Here is a 20,965-nt window from a genome sequence, read left to right as displayed (position 1 = left end):
AGGTCGAACGGGAGCTGCCATGAGTCACGCGCCTAGCGACACGATTACCTGGGGCATGATGCTCCGCAAACTGCCGATGATCGCCAAAGCCATCCCTCGGGTGGTGAAAGGCATGAAGGTGGCCAACGTCAAGGATCCGACCCAAACCTGTGGCCTGGGCTGGACATTCGAGCAAGCGACCCTGCGCAATCCGGACGGCCCCGCGCTGCTGTCGGGCGAGGTGGTGCTGAGTTATTCACAGGTCAACCAGTGGGCCAACCGCATCGCCCACTATCTGATCGGGCAGGGCATCGGCAAAGGCGATGTGGTGGCGGTGTTCATCGAGAACCGTCCGGAACTGCTGGTGACGATTCTGGCGCTGGCCAAGGTCGGCGCCGTCAGCGCGCTGCTCAATACCTCACAGACCCGCGACACGCTGATTCACAGCATCAATCTGGTGGCGCCGGTGGCGATTGTCGTCGGCGAGGAACTGCTGCCAGCCTTCGCGGCGGTGCGCGAACAAGTGACGATTGCGTCGGCCCGTACCTGGTTCGTGGCCGATCAGGATACGTTCAGCCATCCGGGCATCGCCCCGGAGGGTTACACCAACCTGATCAGCGCCAGTGCCGATGCATCGAGCGACAACCCGGCCAGCAGCCGACAGATTTTCTTCGATGACCCGTGCTTCTACATCTACACCTCCGGCACCACCGGCTTGCCCAAGGCCGGGGTGTTCAAGCACGGCCGCTGGATGCGCAGCTCGGCGAGCTTCGGCATGATCGCCCTCGACATGCGCCCGGACGACATCGTCTATTGCACCTTGCCGCTGTATCACGCCACCGGGCTTTGCGTGTGCTGGGGCTCGGCGGTCAATGGCGCGTCGGGTTTCGCGATTCGCCGCAAGTTCAGCGCCCGGCAGTTCTGGAGCGATGTGCGTCGCTACCGCGCCACTACCATCGGCTACGTCGGCGAGTTGTGCCGTTATCTGGTGGATCAACCGGTCAGCAGCGATGATAGCCGCCATGACGTGCGCAAGATGATCGGCAACGGTTTGCGGCCCGGTGCCTGGGCCGAGTTCAAGACCCGGTTTGCGGTGGATCACATCTGCGAACTGTATGCGGCCAGCGACGGCAACATCGGCTTCACCAACATTCTCAATTTCGACAACACCATCGGCTTCTCGCTGATGGCCTGGGAACTGGTCGCCTACGATCAGGACAGCGGCGAGCCGATTCGCGGTGGCGACGGCTTCATGCGCAAGGTCGGCCGGGGCGAGCGGGGCCTGCTGCTGGCGCGGATCGACGACAAGGCGCCGCTGGACGGCTACACCGACCCGCAGAAAACCGCGAAAGTCGTGCTGCAGGACGTATTCGCCAAGGGCGACCGCTTCTTCAATACCGGTGATCTGCTGCGCAACATCGGTTTCGGCCATGCGCAGTTTGTCGATCGCCTTGGAGATACGTACCGCTGGAAGGGCGAGAACGTCTCGACCACCGAGGTCGAGAACCTGCTGCTCCAGCATCCGCACATTTCCGAAGCTGTGGCCTATGGCGTGGAAATCCCCGACACCAACGGTCGCGCCGGCATGGCGGCGATCACCCCGGCCGAGTCTCTGGCGACCCTGGACTTCACCGAGCTGCTGGCCTTCGCCCGTCAACGCATGCCGGCCTATGCGGTGCCGTTGTTTTTGCGGGTCAAGGTGAAAATGGAAACCACCGGCACCTTCAAATACCAGAAGACGCGCCTGAAAAACGAAGGTTTCGACCCCGGCCAGACAGGCGATGACCCGATCTATGCCTGGTTGCCGGGCACCGAAACCTACGCGCAAGTCACGGATGAAATCCTGGCGGACATCCAGGCAGGCAAGTTCCGTTATTGATATTGGCTATCGCGAAGCTTGGAAAAAAGGGGATGACAGCTATCGCCGCGCTCGGGAAACTAGCGGCTTTCCGATTGACCGAAAGTGGAGTTGCCCCATGTCCGACCAAAGCCGCCAGATGACCCCCGAAGAAGCTGCCGAATTCACCGAGCAGGTATTCAACAAGGCGCGCGAAGGTGATGCGGTGATGCTGGACCGCCTGATCACCGCCGGTCTGCCGGTGAACCTGACCAACAGCAAGGGCGACACCCTGCTGATGCTCGCAAGCTACTACGGACATGTGGACGCGGTGCAAGTGCTGCTCAAGCACAAGGCTGACCCGGAACAACGCAATGGCAACGGCCAGAGCCCGATTGCCGGCGCGGCGTTCAAGGGTGATCTGGCGGTGGTCAAGGCGTTGGTGGCGGGTGGCGCGCAGATTGAAGGCGCCTCTTTCGATGGCCGCACGGCGCTGATGATGGCGGCGATGTTCAACCGCGTTGAAATCGTCGACTTCCTGATCGATCAGGGCGCCGATCCGAAAGCCAAGGATGCCAACGGCATCACCGCGCTGGACGCGGCCCGCACCATGGGCGCCGTGGACACCACCGCGCAGCTGGAAAAACTGCTGGGCTAACGCCGCTGGCCGGAACCCGCTCTGTGGCGAAGGCGAGAATGCGCTATCCTTCGCGCCCTCAAAACTCCCTTCGCCACAGGATCCGCCCCCATGAAAGCCGCACTCGCCGAACTCATCAGCAAAATCAGCTCCGGCTGCATGGGCGACGACGAGATTCAGAAAGTCGCCGATGAAGCCGCACAGGCCTACGCCGATGCCGACGCTTTTCTGACCGCCAACCCGGACATCAACTACGACGACACCTTCCCGATTCCTTTGGGCGAATGGGTGGTGGTCGGCAGTCTGCCGGAGACCGTGCTGTTCCAGGCCGACACCTATGTCGACCTGTTCACACAGATCGTGGCGTCGTTCGGCCCCGGCGTGGAGTTCAACCTCAAGCCCAAGCAACTGGCCAAGACCGAAGCGCTGACCGCGCTCAACCGCATCCAGGTGCAGATGAGCAGCCTGAACAAGGAAAACGGCGGTTACACGCTGATGAACTTCAGTCAGCTTCTCGACGACGAGCTGCAAGTGGTGCTGGTCTACGGCAACGACGTGCCGCGTGTGCTGGAACTGTGCGCCGAAGCCGGCATCGCCGCCGCGCCGTCGCTGGAAGCCTTGAAGGTCGCCGTTCACGTCTGAACGCAATAAAAGGGAACCCTGCGCGCGACCGTCTATCCTAAAAGTGCATGCCACTATTCTGGAGCGACACCATGGGTTCCACGTTCAACGGCCTGATCGGCCTGATCATTCTTGCCCTCGACATCTGGGCGATCATCAACGTGCTGAAAAGCGGCGCCGAGACCGGGATGAAAATCCTCTGGGTGCTGTTGATCATCCTCCTGCCGGTGCTGGGCCTGATCATCTGGGCGATCGCCGGGCCGCGGGGCAATGTGCGGATCTGAGCGTTCGCACCATGGATTGCGCGGGGCCGATGAACTGAGGTTCGACCTGTCATCTTCGGCAACGTAGAATGCGCGCCTTTCCCGGGCAATCGAACCTGACGATTGGCGCCCGCGCATTCATCGGAGCACTTCACCATGACCGTCACCAAGACCAGCGAATACCTGGAAACCCTCTACGAAGGCTACGGCCAGCGTTTTCGCATGGAAAAACTGCTGCACGAAGTGCGCACCGAACACCAGCACCTGGTGATCTTCCAGAACCCGCGCATGGGCCGGGTGATGGCGCTGGACGGCGTGATCCAGACCACCGAAGCCGATGAATTCATCTACCACGAAATGCTCACCCACGTGCCGATCCTCGCCCATGGCACCGCCAAGCGCGTACTGATCATCGGCGGCGGCGACGGTGGCATGCTGCGCGAAGTGACCAAACACGCCAGCGTCGAGCACATCACCATGGTCGAGATCGACGGCACCGTGGTCGACATGTGCAAGGAATTCCTGCCGAACCACTCCAAGGGCGCCTACGACGATCCACGCCTGAACCTGGTGATCGATGACGGCATGCGTTTCGTCGCCACCACCACTGAAAAGTTCGACGTGATCATTTCCGACTCCACCGACCCGATCGGCCCGGGCGAAGTGCTGTTCTCGGAAAATTTCTACCAGGCCTGCCACCGCTGCCTGAACGAGGGCGGCATCCTCGTGACCCAGAACGGCACGCCGTTCATGCAGATCGACGAAGTGAAGACCACCGCCGGTCGCCTGCGCAGCCTGTTCCCGGACTGGCACTTCTACCAGGCGGCCGTGCCGACCTACATCGGCGGCTCGATGACTTTCGCCTGGGGTTCGACCAATCCGGCCTACCGCAAGCTGAGCCGTGAAGTCCTGCAACAGCGCTTCATCGGCAGCGGCATCGTCACCCGTTACTACAACCCGGAAATCCACATCGGCGCCTTCGCCTTGCCGCAATACGTACTGCAAGCGGTGAACAAGCCAAGCAACGACTGATCACTCGGTCGTCATCTGCGGGAGCGGGGTGATTCGCTCCCGTAGATGAAAGGTTTTTCATGTTTCATCGGTGTAAAGCTTTTGAACGATCAATCCTGACAAAAGTCGAGATAGATGTAAGCCCATTTGCGGGTTTGTTCGAGGAGGCTCCAATGCAAAAGTGGAAAGTCACTTTCGTGGATGATCACGGTGAAATTGTCGATGAAGTCTTCGAGCGTGCGGAATGCCCCAGCGATGATGAGGCCGCACGACTGATCAAGGAACGACTCCTTCCTGTCGCCGCCGCACTGGATCTGAACGATCTGGAAGGGCGCACCTCCGATGCAGGCGCCAAAAGCCTGAAAACCCAGAACAGCATCGAAATCCGCAGCATCACACCCATCTGAAAATCTTCTTGTCAGTAACGCACCAGGCCTTGGCAGCGGCTCTATCTTGGGGCTACTCTGCAAGCGAGATCAGCGAACGGATCGCTAAGGTCTGGTCTTGTCAGCTACATGCTTGTTTCCCGTCGGCAACACGGTTGCCGTAACGCCTGAGCCGTTCGGCCAGGCGCAGGGAATACGGAAAGTCTATCCATCTATGCGAGGGGGACGTTCATGAGCACAGCCTATCAAGAAGACATCAGCAGCAACGTGCTGCGCCGCATGAAAGAAGGCGGTTTCGATTTTTCCCGATTCCATCCCATCGAGTTCTACGCCATTTTCCCGGACGAGGAGCGGGCGCGCAGGGCGGCAGGCAAGTTTCGCGGTGAATCCATCAATGCCCAGGTCAGTGCGCGCGACGACGGCGCGTGGTCCCTGGAATTGAGCAAGGTGATGTACGCAACCTACGACGACATCGGCGATTTCGAACAGGGCTTTTCGGCGGTGGTCGAGCCTCTGGGCGGCATCATCGAAGGCTGGGGCGTGAAGCAGGAGGTGCGCAACCGCCATCGTTTGAACTGATCACCCTCGCAACACGTCGAGCAACGGCTGACCTTCGGGTCGGCCGTTGTCGTTTCTGCACCTTGAACATTGCACGGCAAAACCCTGAAACAAGAATCCGAGGCAAAAAAAAGCCACCAGGAGAGGTGGCTGAAAGGGAAGACCGGAAGGAGAGGAAACCGGTCAGGGTTACGGCCGGGAGGGCTGCCGGGGCAAGCCATGTCAGTTGGGCTGCGTGCTTCGTCAGGGACGTTTTGCAGCGGATGTGCGGATTATCCGCAGCAGGCGCCGGGCAGTGAAATCAACTCTGACTATGCTGGTGATAGGCGACAGGACTGCGTCGCAATGAAGCGGGGGCGATCAGGTTGGGGCATTTGCCGCACAGGAATGGTGCGGTGCGTGTGGCGTGAATATCCAACCGATTGAAATCAAAGCGTTTATGCCGATGGCACGGGCCTTGCGAAGGCCTGTAGGTCCGGGGTGACAAGGAGTACGGCATGATCCGCACCTATTTTGATGAAATGTACGATGCCGGCGGCCAGGTCCGTCCGCATTACCGGGAGTTTGCCCGCTGGCTGGCGGACACGCCTGACGAACTGCTGGCCCAGCGGCGACGCGAGGCCGATCTGCTGTTCCATCGTGCCGGGATCACTTTCACGCTCTACGGGGACGAGCAAGGGACAGAACGCCTGATTCCCTTCGACACCATTCCGCGCAGCATTCCCGCCAGCGAGTGGCGGATCGTCGAGCGCGGCTGCATCCAGCGGGTCAAGGCGTTGAACATGTTCCTCGCCGACCTCTATCACGAGCAACGCATCATCAAGGCCGGGATCATTCCCGCCGAGCAGGTGCTGGCCAACGAGCAATACCAGTTGGCGATGCAGGGCCTGGATCTGCACCGCGATATCTATTCGCACATCTCCGGCGTCGATCTGGTGCGCGACGGCGACGGCACGTATTACGTGCTCGAGGACAACCTGCGCACGCCCAGCGGCGTCAGCTACATGCTCGAAGACCGCAAGATGATGATGCGCCTGTTCCCCGAACTGTTCGCGGCCCAGCGCATCGCCCCGATCGACCATTACCCGAACCTGCTGCTCGACACCCTGAAAAGCTCAAGCCCGATCGACGACCCGAGTGTGGTGGTGCTGACTCCGGGGCGGTTCAACAGCGCGTTTTTCGAGCATGCGTTTCTGGCGCGGGAAATGGGCGTGGAACTGGTCGAGGGCGCCGACTTGTTCGTGCGCGACGACAAGGTCTTCATGCGCACCACCGACGGCCCGAAAGCGGTGGACGTGATCTATCGCCGACTCGACGACGCGTTTCTTGATCCGCTGGCGTTCCGCCCGGATTCGATGCTTGGCGTGCCGGGGCTGCTGTCGTCCTATCGCTCCGGCAACGTGGTGCTGGCCAATGCCATCGGCACCGGGGTGGCGGACGACAAGTCGGTGTATCCGTTCGTCACCGAGATGATCCGTTTCTACCTCGATGAAGAGCCGATCCTGAAGAACGTGCCGACCTGGCAATGCCGCAATCCGTCTGAACTTTCCCATGTGCTGGCCAATCTTCCGGATCTGGTGGTCAAGGAAACCCAGGGCTCCGGCGGTTACGGAATGCTCGTGGGGCCGGCAGCGACGACCGCGGAAATCGATGCGTTCCGCGAGCGGATCAAGGCCAAGCCTCACGCGTACATCGCGCAACCGACGCTGTCGCTGTCGACCTGTCCGACCTTTGTCGAAAACGGCATTGCGCCGCGCCATATCGACCTGCGCCCGTTCGTATTGTCCGGCCGCGAAACCCGGGTCGTGCCCGGCGGTTTGACCCGTGTCGCCCTGCGTGAAGGCTCTCTGGTGGTGAACTCATCCCAGGGCGGCGGAACCAAGGACACCTGGGTGGTCGAGGATTGAAGGAAGCCTGCCATGTTAAGTAGAACTGCCTCGGATCTGTACTGGATGTCGCGTTACCTGGAGCGGGCGGAAAACCTCGCCCGCATGCTCGATGTCAGCTATTCGCTGTCGCTGATGCCGCAGGACGGCCGTGGCGACGGTCTGCACGAACTAGCGATGCCGCTGATGATTACCGGCACCCTGGACGATTACCTGGAACGCCACGGCGAGCTGCATGCCGAGCGATTGCTGCATTTCTTCGCCCTCGATGCGGCCAACCCGGCGAGCATCTATAGCTGCCTCGGTGCGGCGCGGGCCAGTGCCCATGCGGTGCGCGGACGGATCACCGCTGACATGTGGGAGAACATCAACGCCACCTGGCTGGAGATCCGCGGGATCGCCAATCAGGGCCTCAGCCGTTATGGCATGAGCCGCTTCTGCGAGTGGATCAAGGAACGTTCGCATCTGTTCCGTGGCGCGTCCTACGGCACCATCATGCGCAACGACGCGTTCCGCTTCATTCGCCTGGGTACGTTCATCGAACGGGCCGACAACACCTTGCGCCTGCTCGACGCCCGCTACGAAATGGCCGGTGATCAGGCGGAAGCGGTCAGCGACGGCACCGCCCACGCCTATTACCAGTGGAGCGCCTTGTTGCGGGCCTTGTCCTCGTTCGAGGCCTACACCGAAATCTACCGCGATGCGCCCGGCGCCCGGCATGTCGCCGAACTGCTGCTGTTGCGTGCCGACGTGCCGCGTTCGCTGCGGGCCTGCACCGAAGAGATCGACCAGATCCTGGCGCAACTGCCGGGAGCCAATGGTCGTCCGGCGCAACGGCTGGCGGCGGAAATGGACGCACGCCTGCGCTACACCGGCATCCAAGAAATCCTCGAGGAAGGGCTGCACGCCTGGCTCACCGAGTTCATCCCGCTGGTGCGCCAGCTGGGCAACGCCATTCACAGCTCCTACCTGGAGGCCGCATGAGACTTTCCATCAGCCACGAGACCACCTATCACTACGAAGATCAGGTGCGGGCGAGCATCCAGTATCTGCGCCTGACACCCCACGACAGCGAACGCCAGCACGTACTGAGCTGGCAGCTCGACCTGCCGCGCCCGGTACGGGCCCAGCTCGATCCGTTCGGCAACATCCTGCATGTGCTGACCATGGACGAGCCCCACGAAGCGATCATCATCGGCGCTCGGGGGCAGGTCGATATCGACGAATTGCGCGAAGCGGAACATGAGAGCCAGTCGGCGCTGCCGTTCCTGCGTTTCACCCGGCTGACCGAGGCTGACGAGGCGCTGCGGGCGTTTGCCGAGAAGTCCTGCAAACAACGACGGGACCGCAACGCATTGATTGACCTGATGCATGGGCTGAATCAGCACATGACCTACACGCCGGGTTCCACCGAGGTCGACACCAGCGCCGCCGAGGCGTTTGCCGGGCGGGCGGGTGTTTGCCAGGACCACGCTCACGCGTTTCTGGCTTGCGCGCGCAGTCTCGGGGTGCCGTCGCGGTATGTGTCGGGTTATCTCTACAGCGAGGATTGCGAACACCTGGCCAGTCACGCCTGGGCCGAGGCCTGGATCGATGACGCCTGGTACAGCTTCGACGTGACCAATGAACTGGCGCGGCCGGAGCGGCACCTGAAACTGGCGGTGGGACTGGATTACCTCGACGCCTGCCCGGTGCGGGGCATGCGTCGGGGCGGCGGGTCAGAGCAGATGCATGCGAAAGTGCTGGTGTCGCCGACACCAGCGCCAGTCATCTCGGTGCAGCAGCAGTAAACGATGTAATTGGGTTACTTGGCGGGCGCAACCTTGCGCCCGGCCATGTGCTGCAAATACCCGATCAGCTTCTGCAGATCCGCGTCCGGTAACACTTCGGCGGAGAATCCCGGCATTTTCGCCTGCGGCCACTGACGCAGACTCTGCGGATCGCGAATGTAGCGCTTGAGGAAGTCCGCGCCGAAGTACTCGGTCGGGTTGTAGGGAATATTCAGGTCCGGCCCGAACTGCGCATCCCCCGCACCATTCAGGCGATGGCAGGCCAGACAGTTTTTCTGAAACAGCGCAAAACCCTGGTTCACCGGGTCATCGGCCTTCAACGCAGGATCCGGCAGCAGGGCAGGGAAACGCTCGGCCACCGGCGCCATGCGCTTGATGCTGGCAACTTCGAACGGCCATTGTTCCGGGCTGATATTGCCGGCCTGCGGGTCGGTCCACACCAGATAGAACGGCCCGGCGCTGTGCTTGCCTTCCGACAGCGGCGGCCATGGGTGGACCGGGTCTTCGATGGCCAGCCAGGCGCGTGAGCCTTTGTTGTTCAGTAGCGGCGCGGCGGACAGCTCTGCGGCAAAACCGTCCAGCGCTACGGCTTGCAGGTGATCTTCGGGTTTGATGCCGGTCAGCAGCGCGGCAATCGGCACGGCGCGATAAGTCATGTCTTGCTTGTAGGAAACGTCGTTCTTGACCGTGAGGGTTTGCACCTGAGGATGCTTGAGCAATTCCTCGGTCTGCCAGGTGCGGCTGTTCGCGCCCAGCTCCAGGTTCAGCTGCGCGGCAGACAGGGGCAGGCTCAGCAGCATGGCCCCGAACAGAATGAGCGTTTTCAAGTGATCGCCGTCCATGTCGTGGAAGTGCGCAAAGGTTGGCACAGCCACGCTGGCCCGGATAGCGGGCCAGTCAAATTTTCAGTGGCGATGAGCAATACCTGCCGCTTGAGTCAGCCGATGACCTTGGTCAGGTTCGGCAAAATCAACAACAGCGTCGTGGCGAAAAGAATGAGCCCTGCTTGACGAACTTTCGGTTGTTTGAACATGGCTTGACCGCCTTTTTTGTTATTTCCTGATGCCTGCCTGCATATCCATGACGGCAAGCGCTGCACTTCCTGTTGAAGAACGCCTGCCTCGGCAAAACCCGACGACAACGACGTACATGTTCACCTTAGGGCCCGCGTCACGCTTGGCTTAGATCCATTTCATATGTATTTGCTACCAGTCGCGATTAAAAAGGTATGAGGCCCATTGCCAGCTTCTTTGCCGCCCTTTTGCTAGACAGCTCGGTGACCTGAACCGGTTAACCTGATCGGGAATGACCGTCCGTCTGAGCGTGCACGTCAACGTCATTGAGCGCTGTGGTCATTGAATCCGTGACCGTCCCGGCCAAGAGTGGAGGCACGAATTTCACTCACCGCACAGGTTCGAGAACGCCATGACCCAAGCTTTGATTTTCGACGCATTACGCACGCCCCGTGGCAGAGGCAAGGCCGACGGTTCGCTGCACAGCGTCAAACCGGTGAACCTGGTGGCCGGGTTGCTGACCGCGCTGCAGGCGCGCACGGCGCTGGACACCAGCCAGGTCGATGACGTGGTGCTCGGCTGTGTCACGCCGATTGGCGATCAAGGTTCGGACATCGCCAAAACCGCCGTGCAGGTGGCCGATTGGGATGTCAGTGTCGCTGGCGTGCAGATCAACCGCTTCTGCGCCTCGGGGCTGGAAGCGGTGAACCTGGGGGCGATGAAAGTGCGTTCCGGGTTCGAAGAGCTGGTGGTGGTCGGCGGCGTCGAATCCATGTCCCGCGTGCCGATGGGCAGCGATGGCGGCGCCTGGGCGCTGGACCCGCAGACCAACCTGCACAGCCATTTCACCCCTCAAGGTGTCGGCGCCGACCTGATCGCCACCCTTGAAGGCTTCAGCCGTCAGGACGTCGACGCCTACGCGCTGCACTCGCAACAGAAAGCCGCCCGGGCCCGGGCTGACGGCTCGTTCAACAAATCGTTGGTGCCGGTGCAGGATCAGAACGGCATCATCCTGCTCGATCACGATGAGTTCATTCGTGCCGAGTCGACCCTTGAAGGGCTCGGCAAGCTCAAGCCGAGTTTCGAAATGATCGGCCAAATGGGCTTCGACGCCACGGCGCTGCGGGTCTACAGCCATGTCGAGCGCATCAACCATGTGCACACACCGGGCAACAGTTCGGGAATCGTTGATGGTGCGGCGCTGATGCTGATCGGCTCCGAAGCCAAGGGGCGCGAGTTGGGCCTGCAACCCCGGGCGCGAATCGTTGCCACGGCGGTCACCAGTACCGACCCGACCATCATGCTCACCGGCCCGGCGCCGGCCACTCGCAAGGCGCTGGCCAAGGCCGGGCTGCGGGTCGAAGACATCGACCTGTTCGAAGTCAACGAGGCGTTCGCCTCGGTGGTGCTGAAATTCATCAAGGACATGGCCGTCGACCCGGACAAGGTCAACGTCAATGGCGGTTCGATTGCGATGGGCCATCCGCTGGGCGCCACCGGTTGCGCGATTCTCGGCACCTTGCTCGATGAACTGGAAGCCCGGCGCCTGCGCTACGGCCTGGCGACGCTGTGCGTCGGCGGCGGCATGGGTATCGCCACCATCATCGAACGCCTCTGACCTCAAGGAAACCTGTCATGACCCAAGCCATTCGTTACGAAAAAGGCCAGGACGGCATCGTCCTCCTGACCATCGACATGCCGGGCCAGAGCGCCAACACCATGAATGCGGTGTACCGCGAAGCCATGGCCGAAAGCGTCGCCCGACTGCTCGCGGAAAAAGATGACATCGCCGGGGTGATCATCACGTCGGCCAAGAAAACCTTCTTCGCCGGTGGCGACCTGAATGAACTGATCAAGGTCGGCAAGCCCGAAGCCAAGGCCTTCTACGACATGGTGCTGACCCTCAAGGGCCAGTTGCGCACCCTGGAAACCCTCGGCAAACCGGTGGTCGCAGCGATCAACGGCGCGGCGCTCGGCGGCGGCTGGGAAATTTGCCTGGCCTGCCACCACCGCGTGGCGCTGGACGATGCTTCGGTGCAACTCGGCCTGCCGGAAGTGACTCTCGGCCTGTTGCCGGGCGGCGGCGGAGTGGTGCGCATGGTGCGCATGCTCGGCATCGAAAAAGCCCTGCCGTATCTGCTCGAGGGCAAGAAAGTCCGTCCGCAGCAGGCATTGCAGGCCGGTTTGATCGATGAACTGGCAGCCGATCGCGATGAGCTGCTGGCCAAGGCCCGGGCCTGGATTCTGGCCAATCCTGCGGCGGTGCAGCGTTGGGATGTGAAGGGCTATCAGATTCCCGGCGGCACGCCGTCGAACCCGAAAGTCGCGCAGATGTTGGCGATTGCACCGTCGATCCTGCGCAGCAAAACCCAGGGCACGATGCCGGCGCCGGAGAAGATTCTGTGTGCGGCGGTGGAAGGCGCGCAGGTGGATTTCGACACGGCGCACCTGATTGAGACCCGCTACTTCACCGAACTGACCACCGGCCAGATCTCGAAAAACCTGATCGGCACGTTCTGGTTCCAGCTCAATGAAATCAATGCCGGCGGTTCGCGGCCGCAGGGCTTTGTGCCTTATGTGACGAAGCGCGTGGGTGTCCTCGGCGCCGGGATGATGGGCGCGGGAATCGCCTATGTCAGCGCCTCGGCCGGAATCGATGTGGTGCTCAAGGACATCAACCTCGCGGCTGCCGAAAAGGGCAAAGCACATTCGGCGGCGTTGCTGGACAAGAAAGTCGCTCGCGGGCAAATGTCTGCGCAGCAGCGTGAAGCGGTGCTGGCGTGTATCCGGACCACTGAAAGCGATGCCGATCTGGCGGGTTGCGACCTGATCATCGAGGCGGTGTTTGAGGATCGTGAACTCAAGGCCAAGGTCTCGGCAGCGGCGCAACAGGTGGTTGGCGCCGACGCGGTGATTGCCTCCAATACTTCGACCTTGCCCATCACCGGCCTGGCGGCTGCGGTGCCGGATCAGAGCAAGTTTATCGGCCTGCACTTCTTCAGTCCGGTGGAAAAAATGCCGTTGGTGGAAATCATCAAGGGTGCGCAAACCAGCGACGAAACCCTCGCACGCGGGTTCGATTTCGTACTGCAAATCAAGAAAACCCCGATTGTGGTCAACGACAGTCGCGGCTTCTTCACTTCGCGGGTGTTCGGCACTTTCACCAACGAAGGCATCGCCATGTTGGGTGAGGGTGTCAGCGCGCCGATGATCGAGACCGAAGCGCGCAAGGCCGGCATGCCCATCGGGCCTCTGGCGATCTCCGACGAAGTTTCCCTCAGCCTGATGAGCCATATCCGTCAACAAACGGCCAAAGACCTTCAAGCAGAAGGGAAACCACTGATCGAGCACCCGGCGTTCGCCGTGATTGACTTGCTGCTCAACGAATACAAGCGGCCGGGCAAGGCGGCAGGAGGCGGTTTTTACGAGTACCCGGCGGGCGGTCAGAAACACTTGTGGCCGGAGTTGAAAGCCCGTTTCGAGAAAGCCGACGGGCAGATTTCGCCGAAAGATGTGCGTGACCGGTTGCTGTTCGTGCAAGCCATCGAAACCGTGCGCTGTGTGGAGGAGGGCGTACTGACGTCGACGGCGGACGCCAACGTCGGCTCGATCTTCGGCATCGGTTTCGCGGCGTGGACGGGCGGCGCGTTGCAGTTCATCAATCAATATGGCGTGAAGGACTTTGTCGCGCGGGCGCAGTACCTGGCTGAACAGTACGGCGAGCGTTTTGCACCGCCAGCGCTGCTGCTGCAAAAGGCTGCCAGCGGCGAGCTGTTCTAGCGGGTCGGGGAAGCATTCCGGGGCTTGCCTTGCCGGGTGGTTTCAGGGCAGGCTCTGGGGTGTGCATTATTCCCATCACGTGTCAGGAATTTTTTATGTCGCTACGCATCTGCATTCTGGAAACCGACATCCTGCGTCCGGAACTGGTCGATGAATATCAGGGATACGGGCAGATGTTCCAGCGCCTGTTCTCGCAACAGCCGATTGCCGCCGAGTTCACGGTGTACAACGTGATGCAGGGCGACTATCCGAGTGATGATCTGACCTTCGATGCGTACCTGATCACGGGCAGCAAGGCTGACTCGTTCGGCACCGATCCGTGGATCCAGACCCTCAAGCAATACCTGCTGACCCGCTATGAGCGCGGCGACAAACTGCTGGGCGTGTGCTTCGGCCATCAACTGCTGGCGCTGCTGCTGGGCGGCAAGAGCGAGCGTGCGACCCAGGGCTGGGGCGTCGGCACCCACAACTACAAGCTGGCGGCCAAGGCTCCGTGGATGAGCCCGGTGCGTGAAGAACTGACCCTGTTGATCAGCCACCAGGACCAGGTCACGGCGTTGCCGGAGAACGCCACGGTGATTGCTTCCAGCGATTTCTGCCCGTTCGCCGCGTACCACATCAACGATCAGGTGCTGTGCTTCCAGGGGCATCCGGAATTCATTCACGATTATTCGCGGGCGCTGCTGGATCTGCGTCAGGAAGCGCTGGGCGAGCAGATCTACAGCAAGGGCGTGGCCAGTCTTGAGAGCGATCACCACGGCACTACGGTGGCGGAATGGATGATGCGTTTTGTGGCGCACAAGCCAGACGCCGCTTGAACCCGAAAGCCCCTGTGTCCTGCACGGGGGCTTTTTTTCCTTACAGCCAGCCTGATTTCTTGAAGCTCGCCCACAGCCCCACGCAACCTACGGTGATAAAGCCCAGCACGGCGAAGTAGCCGTAATGCCAGCTCAGCTCCGGCATGTTCTGGAAGTTCATCCCGTAGATCCCGGCGACCGCCGTCGGGAACGCCAGAATCGCCGCCCATGCCGCAAACTTGCGCTGCACCACGCTTTGCCGTGACGCCTCCAGCAGTACACCGATCTCGATGGTCTGGCTCGCGATGTCGGCCAGGGTGGTCAGGTCTTCCATCTGCCGTGTGACATGGATCTGCACATCGCGGAAGTAAGGGCGCATGTTCTTGTCGATGAAAGGGAAGCTCAGCTTCTGCAACTCTTCGCCGATCTCCACCATCGGCGCCGCGTATCGACGCAAGCGCAATACATCGCGGCGCAGGCCATGAAGCTTCTGGATGTCGTGCTCATTCAGCGCGCTGCACAACACGTTGCGCTCCAGTTCATCGATCTCGGCGTGGATCGCTTCACCCACCGGCTGATAGTTTTCGATCACGAAATCCAGCAGCGCATACAGTACGAAATCTTCCCCGTGTTCCAGCAACAGCGGCCGCGCCTCACAGCGTTGGCGGACATGGGCGTAGGACGCCGAATGGCCATTGCGGGCAGTGATGATGTAGCCCTTGCCGGCGAAGATATGAGTTTCGATGAACTGCAGGATGCCGTGTTCGCGAACGGGGGAGTAGGTGACGATGAACAGAGCGTCGCCGAAGGTTTCCAGTTTCGGACGGCTGTGTTTTTCCAGGGCATCCTCGATGGCCAGTTCGTGCAGGTTGAACTGGCGCTGCAGGTTGGCCAGCTCCTGGGCGTTCGGCTCTTCGAGGCCGATCCAGACAAAGTGCCCGGTCTTGGCGGCCCAGGCGGCGCCTTCATCGAGGGAAATATTGGTGACTTTCTTACCGGCGCTGTAAACCGCAGCAGCAACAACTCGACCCATGGTGGTGGTTCACTTCTTCTTGGCAGATGGCAGGGGAGACATGGCTTCAGCTTAGCCGTGTCGTTGCTTGAGAGTCAGTGAAATCTGCACAGTTCACCGGGCAAAAGAAAACCCGCACAGGGCGGGTTTCTTTTTCACGCAGCTTGAAGCTGCCGATCCATCGCATCGATGCACTCGCGCATCTGCTCGCGGCACTGGCTGATAAGCATGGGCATGTCGTCCATGGTCAGGCCGGCAGTAGGAATCGCCGGCAGCGAGCGTATGAGAATTTTCCCGCTGCGCCAGCGGTTCAGGCGCATGTGCTTGATGTAGCTGCTGACGCAGACTGGAACGATCGGCACACCGGCGGCAATGGCCATCTGGAACGCGCCTTTCTTGAACGGTAGCAGTTCTTCGCCCAGGTTTCGGGTGCCTTCCGGGAAGACCCAGATCGAGGTGTCTTTGTGCTGCAAGGTGTCGGTGGTTGTCAGCATCGACTGACGCGCCTTGTGCGGGTTCCCACGATCGATCAACACGTTGCCGGCCAGCCAGAACAACTGGCCAAACAGCGGCACCCATTTCAGGCTCTTTTTGCCGATGCACACGGTCCGTCGCGGCACTACGTTGCCGAACACGAACAGGTCATAGTTGGACTGGTGGTTGGCGATGATCACGCAGCTATCGGGCTTGTTCATCAGCTGACCGACGTCGGCCTTCACTCGCAGGCGCAGAATGCACATGGCCGGCAGGGCATAGAGACGGGCACACAGACGACTGTTGTCCGGATTGAATGGCCGGCACAGCCCGAGAATCACCCCGAGCACACCCGCCAGCATAAAGTGCAGGCCCATCAATAACATACGAAACACGAACAGCATTTTCAGGCCCACCGGGACAAAAGGTGGCGCAGTGTACGGATGTGCACTGTTTTCGGCAATTGCCGCTATAGAGTCAGGAGATGGGCGATGTTTAAGCGCATGTTTCCGACTTGTCGGTCAGAGGCGTCCTAGAGCTGCCGAAGAGTTTTAAACCGCGCGCGTAAGAAAAAGCCCGACACGACGGTCGGGCTTTTCTGTTTCGCAGCGAAGAGGACTCAGCCCAGGTGCTCCTGATCCTGAATGATCGCGTTATCCAGGGTTTCCAGCAGCGCCTTGCGTACTTTGAGCTTGGTATTCTTGTGCGCGGTCATGTTGATCTTCTTCAACTGACGCGCGGCGGCGAGGGCGGCACCTTGCAGTTCTTCGGCAGAAACCACCTTGTCGAGGAAACCGGCATCCACAGCGCTTTGCGGATCGAACATCTCGCCGTTGATCACCGAACGGTGAAAGGCCGAGCGGCGCAGACGATCACGAGCCAGTTCGATGCCGGCGTGGTGCATGGTCATGCCGATCTGCACTTCGTTCAGACCAATGCTGAACGGGCCATCGACACCGATCCGGTAATCGGCGGACAACAGAATGAAAGCGCCTTTGGCCACGGCATGACCCGGGCAGGCAACGATCACCGGGAACGGGTGCGACAGCAGACGACGGGCGAGGGTCGAACCAGCGGTTACCAGGGACACGGCCTCTTTAGGGCCGGCGGTCATCACTTTCAAATCGTAGCCGCCGGACAGAATGCCCGGCTGGCCGGTAATGATCACGATTGCACGATCCGCCACCGCCTGATCCAGCGCCGCGTTGAAGGCCGCGATCACGTCCGGGGAAATGGCGTTGACCTTGCCGTTGCTCAGGGTCAGGGTCGCGATACCGTCTTCGAGGTGGTAGGCAATCAGGTCGCTCATGGCGCAATTCCTTATTAGAAAGATGGGCAGACGTTACCCACCGTCGCCGGTCAGGTAAAGCACTGTGACTGACCCGTCGGTCACCCTTGAGCGGCTGATCCGCTGCAACGTGCCCCACGACAAACGCCTGCGCGCCTATATAGAAGGGCTGCGCCCACCCGAGATTGGCCGGATCGCCATGGCCCATCGACAGTAGAAACGACTTTTTCTCTTAACCGCATGAAAATTCTGAAAAAAAGTTTGCCATCAGAAAAGCTTTCGACTACATTAGCGCGCCTCGACAGACAGAACATGTTTGAAGAGATACGGTGAAGTGTCCGAGTGGCTTAAGGAGCACGCCTGGAAAGTGTGTATACAGGAAACTGTATCGAGAGTTCGAATCTCTCCTTCACCGCCAAATTCGATGTAAACAGAACCCCTGGTTTCGAGAGAAGCCAGGGGTTTTGTGCATTCAGGTGTCCGGATTTTTTTGCTCACAGAGTTGGGTTCGGCTTCACTTTGCCGTGGCAGTACAATCGCGGTTTTATCTGTATGTAAAAGGACGACTTCCATGATCATTTCCACCACTCACTCCATCGAAGGCCGGCAGATCACGGCGTATCTGGACGTTGTCAGTGCCGAGTCGGTGCAGGGCGTGAATGTGATTCGCGATATGTTCGCCGGGATGCGGGACTTTTTCGGTGGACGTTCGCAGACGCTGGAGCGGGCGTTGAAGGAGGCGCGTGTTCAGGCGACAGACGAAATCAAGGAGCGTGCGCGGGCCTTGCAGGCGGATGCGGTGGTCGGAGTAGATTTCGAGATCAGCATGCCGGCGGGGAAGGGCGGCATGGTTGTAGTGTTCGCGACCGGCACGGCGGTCAAGTTGCGTTGATCGTTGGTTTAGCGTGCGTGAGCCCATTCAACGGAATGGGCTCCCTGCCATGAATCAGCCCTGCGGTTTGAGTACGACAGTGCCTTTAGAGTCGTAGGTCAGGGGGGTATCGATGGCAACCATGGGCGTACCGCCAGGCTGGACCGGGTCTGGATGGTAGATGACGCCAGGTTTGCCAGGCTGTACAGGACTAGGTCCGTCGAGCGGCTTGATGACGATCTCGCCTGAGGCAAGCTTCTCCTTGAATTTTTCCGCCCCGGCTTTACCAGCGGCGATCTGCTCGTCCGTGAGCTTTACAACAGGCATCGGTGGGAATCCTTTGATTTCCATGTTCTCTCCTTGAGATTCATTGCGTAGGAAAAAGGGCAACGGCCTGTGGTTGGGAATCTTTAGCTCCGTAGGATCAGTGGTCTGAACATTGTGTTTAATTTCTGTAGGCCATTCGTCGGGCTTCGGGTGATCTGAATCACAAGTCCAGGAATGACCGGCTAGTCTCAAAAGCCTTGGAGGTCGATATTTTTTCAGGCAAAAGGGTCTTGCCGGTATCGGCCCGCTTTTGAAAGGGGTGAAGAGATGACTGATCCGTACATCGAAGACGACGGGGCTGAATTTCCATTCAACAATTGCGTGCGCTGTGGCCAGACCGAGTATCAGGCGGGCTTTGGCGAAGATCCGGTGCAGACCGGCAAGATCAAGTCGACAGCACCCAAGGGGCCGAAAGCAAAATTTCTGCCCAAGGTGACGACACGTTCCAGGAAGTAATCCGGATGCCACAGAACCCTGCCATTGAGCGGGGTTTTTGATTGCTGATTTTCTAGAGAAGCGTCCTACGGAAATTGCGGAACCGTCCGGTTTCTTTCACAAACTTTTCACACCGGTCTACGTAGGGTGAAGCCATCCGTTAGAAAGCAAGTCTCCAGCCCGTCTCCCCAGCGGGCTTTTTTTTGCCTGCGATAAAACCTTTTCCAAAATCGCTGTCCAATCGGCGCCAAGTGCACTGTGGCACTGGACATTGCCTCGGCAACAGCATTCAATCTGCGCCCTTTTTCTTCCTTCTTTTGAGGTTTTCGTCATGCGTTTAACTCTGCCTGCTCTGGTTCTGGGGCTTCTGGTCGCTCAAGGTGCAATGGCCGGTGATGGCACCGCCGCACTGGGTGGTGGCCTGGGTGGCGCGCTGGGTAATGTGGTCGGCCAGAAAATGGGCGGCAGCAGCGGCGCGGCCATCGGCGCTGGCCTGGCTGGCGCGGCTGGCGGTGCTTTGGCAGCGAAGAAAGGTGCCCGTACCAAAGCGGCCATTGGCGGCGGTGTAGGCGCGGCAGGTGGTTCGATCATCGGCAACAGCCTGGGTGGCAAGAACGGCGCGACCATCGGCGCCGGCCTGGGCGGCGCAGCGGGCGGCGCGGTGGGCAGCAACCTGTCCAAGGGCCACAAGCGTCACTGATTGCGAATGCATGTCTGAAAAGGCCCGGCTTATGCCGGGCCTTTTCGTTGCTGAACGTTTTTCCGGAATTCGCCTCCAATTCCGTATAGCCCCTTCCGGGCGTACCGTCCCGATCCGGGACCTGCGAGGTCTGTATGCGATCGACTTTAACTGCGTTGGTTTTAGGATTGCTCGTGGCGCAAGGCGCCATGGCTGCCGGCGATGGTTCCGCGGCGGTCGGTGGTGGTCTGGGTGGTGTGCTGGGTAACGTGGTCGGCGGACAACTCGGCGGCAGCACCGGCGCAGCAGTCGGTGCCGGTGTGGGCGGTGCAGCCGGCAGTGCCGTCGGGGCGAACAAGCGTAATCGTACGGAGGCCGCGATTGGTGGTGGTCTTGGCGCGGCGGGTGGTTCAGTGCTCGGCAACAGCGTCGGTGGATCTACCGGCTCGGCTGTCGGTGCCGGGCTCGGCGGCGCGACAGGTGGTGCAGTGGGCAACAGCCTGGGAGGCGATGGCGGAAAATCGCATTCCGGTGGCGGCCACAAGCACAAACACAAATATCGTCACCGCTGAGCAAGCGGAGTTACTGAAACCCGGCCTTGTGCCGGGTTTTTTGTGTTCGCACGTAATGCGCCGGAACGTTTAGCGACCATACTTTTCGAACGTCTACACGCTGAGCTTCCGAGGTGCACCATGACTCCCGAAACCGAAGGCAAGGAAGAAAAAGGCCCGAGCGGGTTGCCGTTTATCAATGATCCGGGGAATGAAGATCCAGGGTCGTTGATGGATGATGCGACGGTTCCGCTTTGGGAGGGTGAGGGGGAGGAGCTTGAGTATGAGGATTTTGATGATGATGAGTGAGAGTGGGTCTGCAAGTTTTATGGGGGGGCGGGATCCCCTTGATTAAAAAGGTAAGAAAATACTCGAATTATGAAGCAAGTGATTTTATCCAAGATGAGTAGAATTCTTTTTGCTCCTTTATATCGTTTGTTAGATCTTCTTCTTCGTAGTCAAAAATTCTGACAATGTCTTCTTCTTCGGTTGGATGGCCAAGCCTGACTTGATATGCGACTAGCCCGCATGACATCTGCGAAGTCATACGGGAGGGGTGAACATTTTTCCGTGCTCCTTTGCAAAGAAAAATTATTTCTGGAAAATGTGCCCTAATTATGCCGAAGCATTCATATAGGTCCTCTGCAGTGCAGGTTTTTATTAATCCATCCTTCATGGTGAGTGTTAGCGATCTTTTTTTTCTATCAAATTCGACTTCTGCTGTTTCTTTTCTTTGATTTTTCAGGATTTGAATTTCTATTGTTTTCACT

At 59.9% G+C, this 20,965-nt stretch carries 25 protein-coding genes and 1 tRNA gene; 20 read left to right on the top strand and 6 right to left on the bottom strand.

Annotation, left to right across the window (positions count from 1 at the left end):
- Positions 1-19: 19 nt before the first annotated feature.
- The 10 genes from AC07NR_RS04745 to AC07NR_RS04700 all read left to right on the top strand — a co-directional run bounded on the left by AC07NR_RS04745 (position 20) and on the right by AC07NR_RS04700 (position 8,968).
- Positions 20-1,858 carry a long-chain-acyl-CoA synthetase gene (locus AC07NR_RS04745; RefSeq protein WP_495077916.1) on the top strand — a complete coding sequence of 613 codons (1,839 nt, stop codon included), beginning with the start codon at positions 20-22 and terminating at the stop codon, positions 1,856-1,858.
- Positions 1,859-1,955: 97 nt separating this feature from the next.
- Positions 1,956-2,474 carry an ankyrin repeat domain-containing protein gene (locus tag AC07NR_RS04740; RefSeq protein ID WP_085608799.1) on the top strand — a complete coding sequence of 173 codons (519 nt, stop codon included), beginning with the start codon at positions 1,956-1,958 and terminating at the stop codon, positions 2,472-2,474.
- A 90-nt stretch (positions 2,475-2,564) separates the two neighbouring features.
- Positions 2,565-3,095, top strand: coding sequence for a hypothetical protein (locus AC07NR_RS04735; protein WP_495077915.1), 531 nt, complete (start codon positions 2,565-2,567; stop codon positions 3,093-3,095).
- A 71-nt stretch (positions 3,096-3,166) separates the two neighbouring features.
- On the top strand, positions 3,167-3,358 hold the full coding sequence (locus AC07NR_RS04730; RefSeq protein ID WP_003223221.1) for a PLDc N-terminal domain-containing protein: 192 nt from the start codon (positions 3,167-3,169) through the stop codon (positions 3,356-3,358).
- A gap of 135 nt (positions 3,359-3,493) precedes the next feature.
- Complete coding sequence (gene speE / locus AC07NR_RS04725; RefSeq protein WP_085608797.1) at positions 3,494-4,369, top strand: polyamine aminopropyltransferase; 876 nt, start codon at positions 3,494-3,496, stop codon at positions 4,367-4,369.
- A gap of 152 nt (positions 4,370-4,521) precedes the next feature.
- Positions 4,522-4,755 carry a hypothetical protein gene (locus tag AC07NR_RS04720; RefSeq protein WP_085710655.1) on the top strand — a complete coding sequence of 78 codons (234 nt, stop codon included), beginning with the start codon at positions 4,522-4,524 and terminating at the stop codon, positions 4,753-4,755.
- Between the two features lie 210 nt (positions 4,756-4,965).
- Positions 4,966-5,313 (top strand): ribonuclease E inhibitor RraB, encoded by a 348-nt coding sequence (locus AC07NR_RS04715; RefSeq protein ID WP_007960698.1) that lies wholly within the window; start codon positions 4,966-4,968, stop codon positions 5,311-5,313.
- Between the two features lie 476 nt (positions 5,314-5,789).
- Entirely contained in the window at positions 5,790-7,199 is a 1,410-nt protein-coding gene (locus AC07NR_RS04710) for a circularly permuted type 2 ATP-grasp protein (protein WP_025113343.1), read from the top strand.
- A 12-nt stretch (positions 7,200-7,211) separates the two neighbouring features.
- Complete coding sequence (locus tag AC07NR_RS04705; RefSeq protein WP_085710656.1) at positions 7,212-8,162, top strand: alpha-E domain-containing protein; 951 nt, start codon at positions 7,212-7,214, stop codon at positions 8,160-8,162.
- Positions 8,159-8,968, top strand: a complete 810-nt coding sequence (locus tag AC07NR_RS04700; protein ID WP_085705298.1) for a transglutaminase family protein — start codon at positions 8,159-8,161, stop codon at positions 8,966-8,968. Before AC07NR_RS04705 ends, AC07NR_RS04700 begins: the two co-directional genes overlap by 4 nt.
- Positions 8,969-8,982: 14 nt before the next feature.
- On the opposite strand, the gene AC07NR_RS04695 is transcribed toward AC07NR_RS04700, so the two are convergent.
- On the bottom strand, positions 8,983-9,810 hold the full coding sequence (locus tag AC07NR_RS04695) for a c-type cytochrome (RefSeq protein ID WP_495077944.1): 828 nt from the start codon (positions 9,808-9,810) through the stop codon (positions 8,983-8,985).
- A gap of 583 nt (positions 9,811-10,393) precedes the next feature.
- Between AC07NR_RS04695 and AC07NR_RS04690 the strand changes: the two genes are divergently transcribed.
- The 3 genes from AC07NR_RS04690 to AC07NR_RS04680 all read left to right on the top strand — a co-directional run bounded on the left by AC07NR_RS04690 (position 10,394) and on the right by AC07NR_RS04680 (position 14,579).
- Entirely contained in the window at positions 10,394-11,599 is a 1,206-nt protein-coding gene (locus AC07NR_RS04690) for an acetyl-CoA C-acetyltransferase (RefSeq protein WP_114882009.1), read from the top strand.
- A gap of 17 nt (positions 11,600-11,616) precedes the next feature.
- Complete coding sequence (locus AC07NR_RS04685) at positions 11,617-13,761, top strand: 3-hydroxyacyl-CoA dehydrogenase NAD-binding domain-containing protein (RefSeq protein ID WP_495077914.1); 2,145 nt, start codon at positions 11,617-11,619, stop codon at positions 13,759-13,761.
- A gap of 95 nt (positions 13,762-13,856) precedes the next feature.
- The gene (locus AC07NR_RS04680; RefSeq protein ID WP_085710661.1) at positions 13,857-14,579 is read left to right on the top strand and encodes an amidotransferase; all 723 of its coding nucleotides are present in this window, start codon (positions 13,857-13,859) and stop codon (positions 14,577-14,579) included.
- Between the two features lie 40 nt (positions 14,580-14,619).
- Here AC07NR_RS04680 and AC07NR_RS04675 read toward each other — a convergent pair whose 3' ends face one another.
- The 3 genes from AC07NR_RS04675 to AC07NR_RS04665 all read right to left on the bottom strand — a co-directional run bounded on the left by AC07NR_RS04675 (position 14,620) and on the right by AC07NR_RS04665 (position 17,353).
- Positions 14,620-15,591, bottom strand: coding sequence for a magnesium and cobalt transport protein CorA (locus AC07NR_RS04675; protein ID WP_134825980.1), 972 nt, complete (start codon positions 15,589-15,591; stop codon positions 14,620-14,622).
- 134 nt (positions 15,592-15,725) lie between these two features.
- On the bottom strand, positions 15,726-16,448 hold the full coding sequence (locus AC07NR_RS04670; RefSeq protein WP_495077913.1) for a 1-acylglycerol-3-phosphate O-acyltransferase: 723 nt from the start codon (positions 16,446-16,448) through the stop codon (positions 15,726-15,728).
- Between the two features lie 215 nt (positions 16,449-16,663).
- A complete protein-coding gene (locus tag AC07NR_RS04665) occupies positions 16,664-17,353 on the bottom strand; it encodes a crotonase/enoyl-CoA hydratase family protein (RefSeq protein ID WP_085732367.1) in 690 nt (229 codons plus the stop codon).
- Positions 17,354-17,417: 64 nt separating this feature from the next.
- Between AC07NR_RS04665 and AC07NR_RS04660 the strand changes: the two genes are divergently transcribed.
- The 3 genes from AC07NR_RS04660 to AC07NR_RS04650 all read left to right on the top strand — a co-directional run bounded on the left by AC07NR_RS04660 (position 17,418) and on the right by AC07NR_RS04650 (position 18,224).
- Complete coding sequence (locus AC07NR_RS04660) at positions 17,418-17,549, top strand: hypothetical protein (RefSeq protein WP_495077912.1); 132 nt, start codon at positions 17,418-17,420, stop codon at positions 17,547-17,549.
- A 111-nt stretch (positions 17,550-17,660) separates the two neighbouring features.
- A tRNA-Ser gene (locus AC07NR_RS04655) sits at positions 17,661-17,750 on the top strand.
- Between the two features lie 153 nt (positions 17,751-17,903).
- A complete protein-coding gene (locus AC07NR_RS04650; RefSeq protein ID WP_114882012.1) occupies positions 17,904-18,224 on the top strand; it encodes a YbjQ family protein in 321 nt (106 codons plus the stop codon).
- Between the two features lie 54 nt (positions 18,225-18,278).
- On the opposite strand, the gene AC07NR_RS04645 is transcribed toward AC07NR_RS04650, so the two are convergent.
- Positions 18,279-18,554, bottom strand: a complete 276-nt coding sequence (locus AC07NR_RS04645; protein ID WP_169429541.1) for a hypothetical protein — start codon at positions 18,552-18,554, stop codon at positions 18,279-18,281.
- 243 nt (positions 18,555-18,797) lie between these two features.
- Here AC07NR_RS04645 and AC07NR_RS04640 point away from each other — a divergent pair, with 243 nt between their 5' ends.
- From AC07NR_RS04640 to AC07NR_RS04625, 4 genes are all read left to right on the top strand, one after another.
- Entirely contained in the window at positions 18,798-18,986 is a 189-nt protein-coding gene (locus AC07NR_RS04640; protein ID WP_085701198.1) for a hypothetical protein, read from the top strand.
- A 310-nt stretch (positions 18,987-19,296) separates the two neighbouring features.
- A complete protein-coding gene (locus AC07NR_RS04635; RefSeq protein WP_085710666.1) occupies positions 19,297-19,665 on the top strand; it encodes a bacteriocin in 369 nt (122 codons plus the stop codon).
- A 134-nt stretch (positions 19,666-19,799) separates the two neighbouring features.
- Positions 19,800-20,216 (top strand): hypothetical protein, encoded by a 417-nt coding sequence (locus AC07NR_RS04630; RefSeq protein ID WP_495077911.1) that lies wholly within the window; start codon positions 19,800-19,802, stop codon positions 20,214-20,216.
- A 120-nt stretch (positions 20,217-20,336) separates the two neighbouring features.
- Positions 20,337-20,504 (top strand): hypothetical protein, encoded by a 168-nt coding sequence (locus AC07NR_RS04625; RefSeq protein WP_167443766.1) that lies wholly within the window; start codon positions 20,337-20,339, stop codon positions 20,502-20,504.
- Between the two features lie 67 nt (positions 20,505-20,571).
- Here AC07NR_RS04625 and AC07NR_RS04620 read toward each other — a convergent pair whose 3' ends face one another.
- Positions 20,572-20,964, bottom strand: a complete 393-nt coding sequence (locus AC07NR_RS04620; RefSeq protein WP_495077910.1) for a hypothetical protein — start codon at positions 20,962-20,964, stop codon at positions 20,572-20,574.
- Between the last annotated feature and the right edge of the window lies 1 nt (position 20,965).

This window comes from Pseudomonas sp. GW821-FHT09C09, from assembly GCF_059418105.1.
Note: the sequence above shows the minus strand (reverse complement) of the source record. Positions and strands in the feature narration are given on the sequence as shown.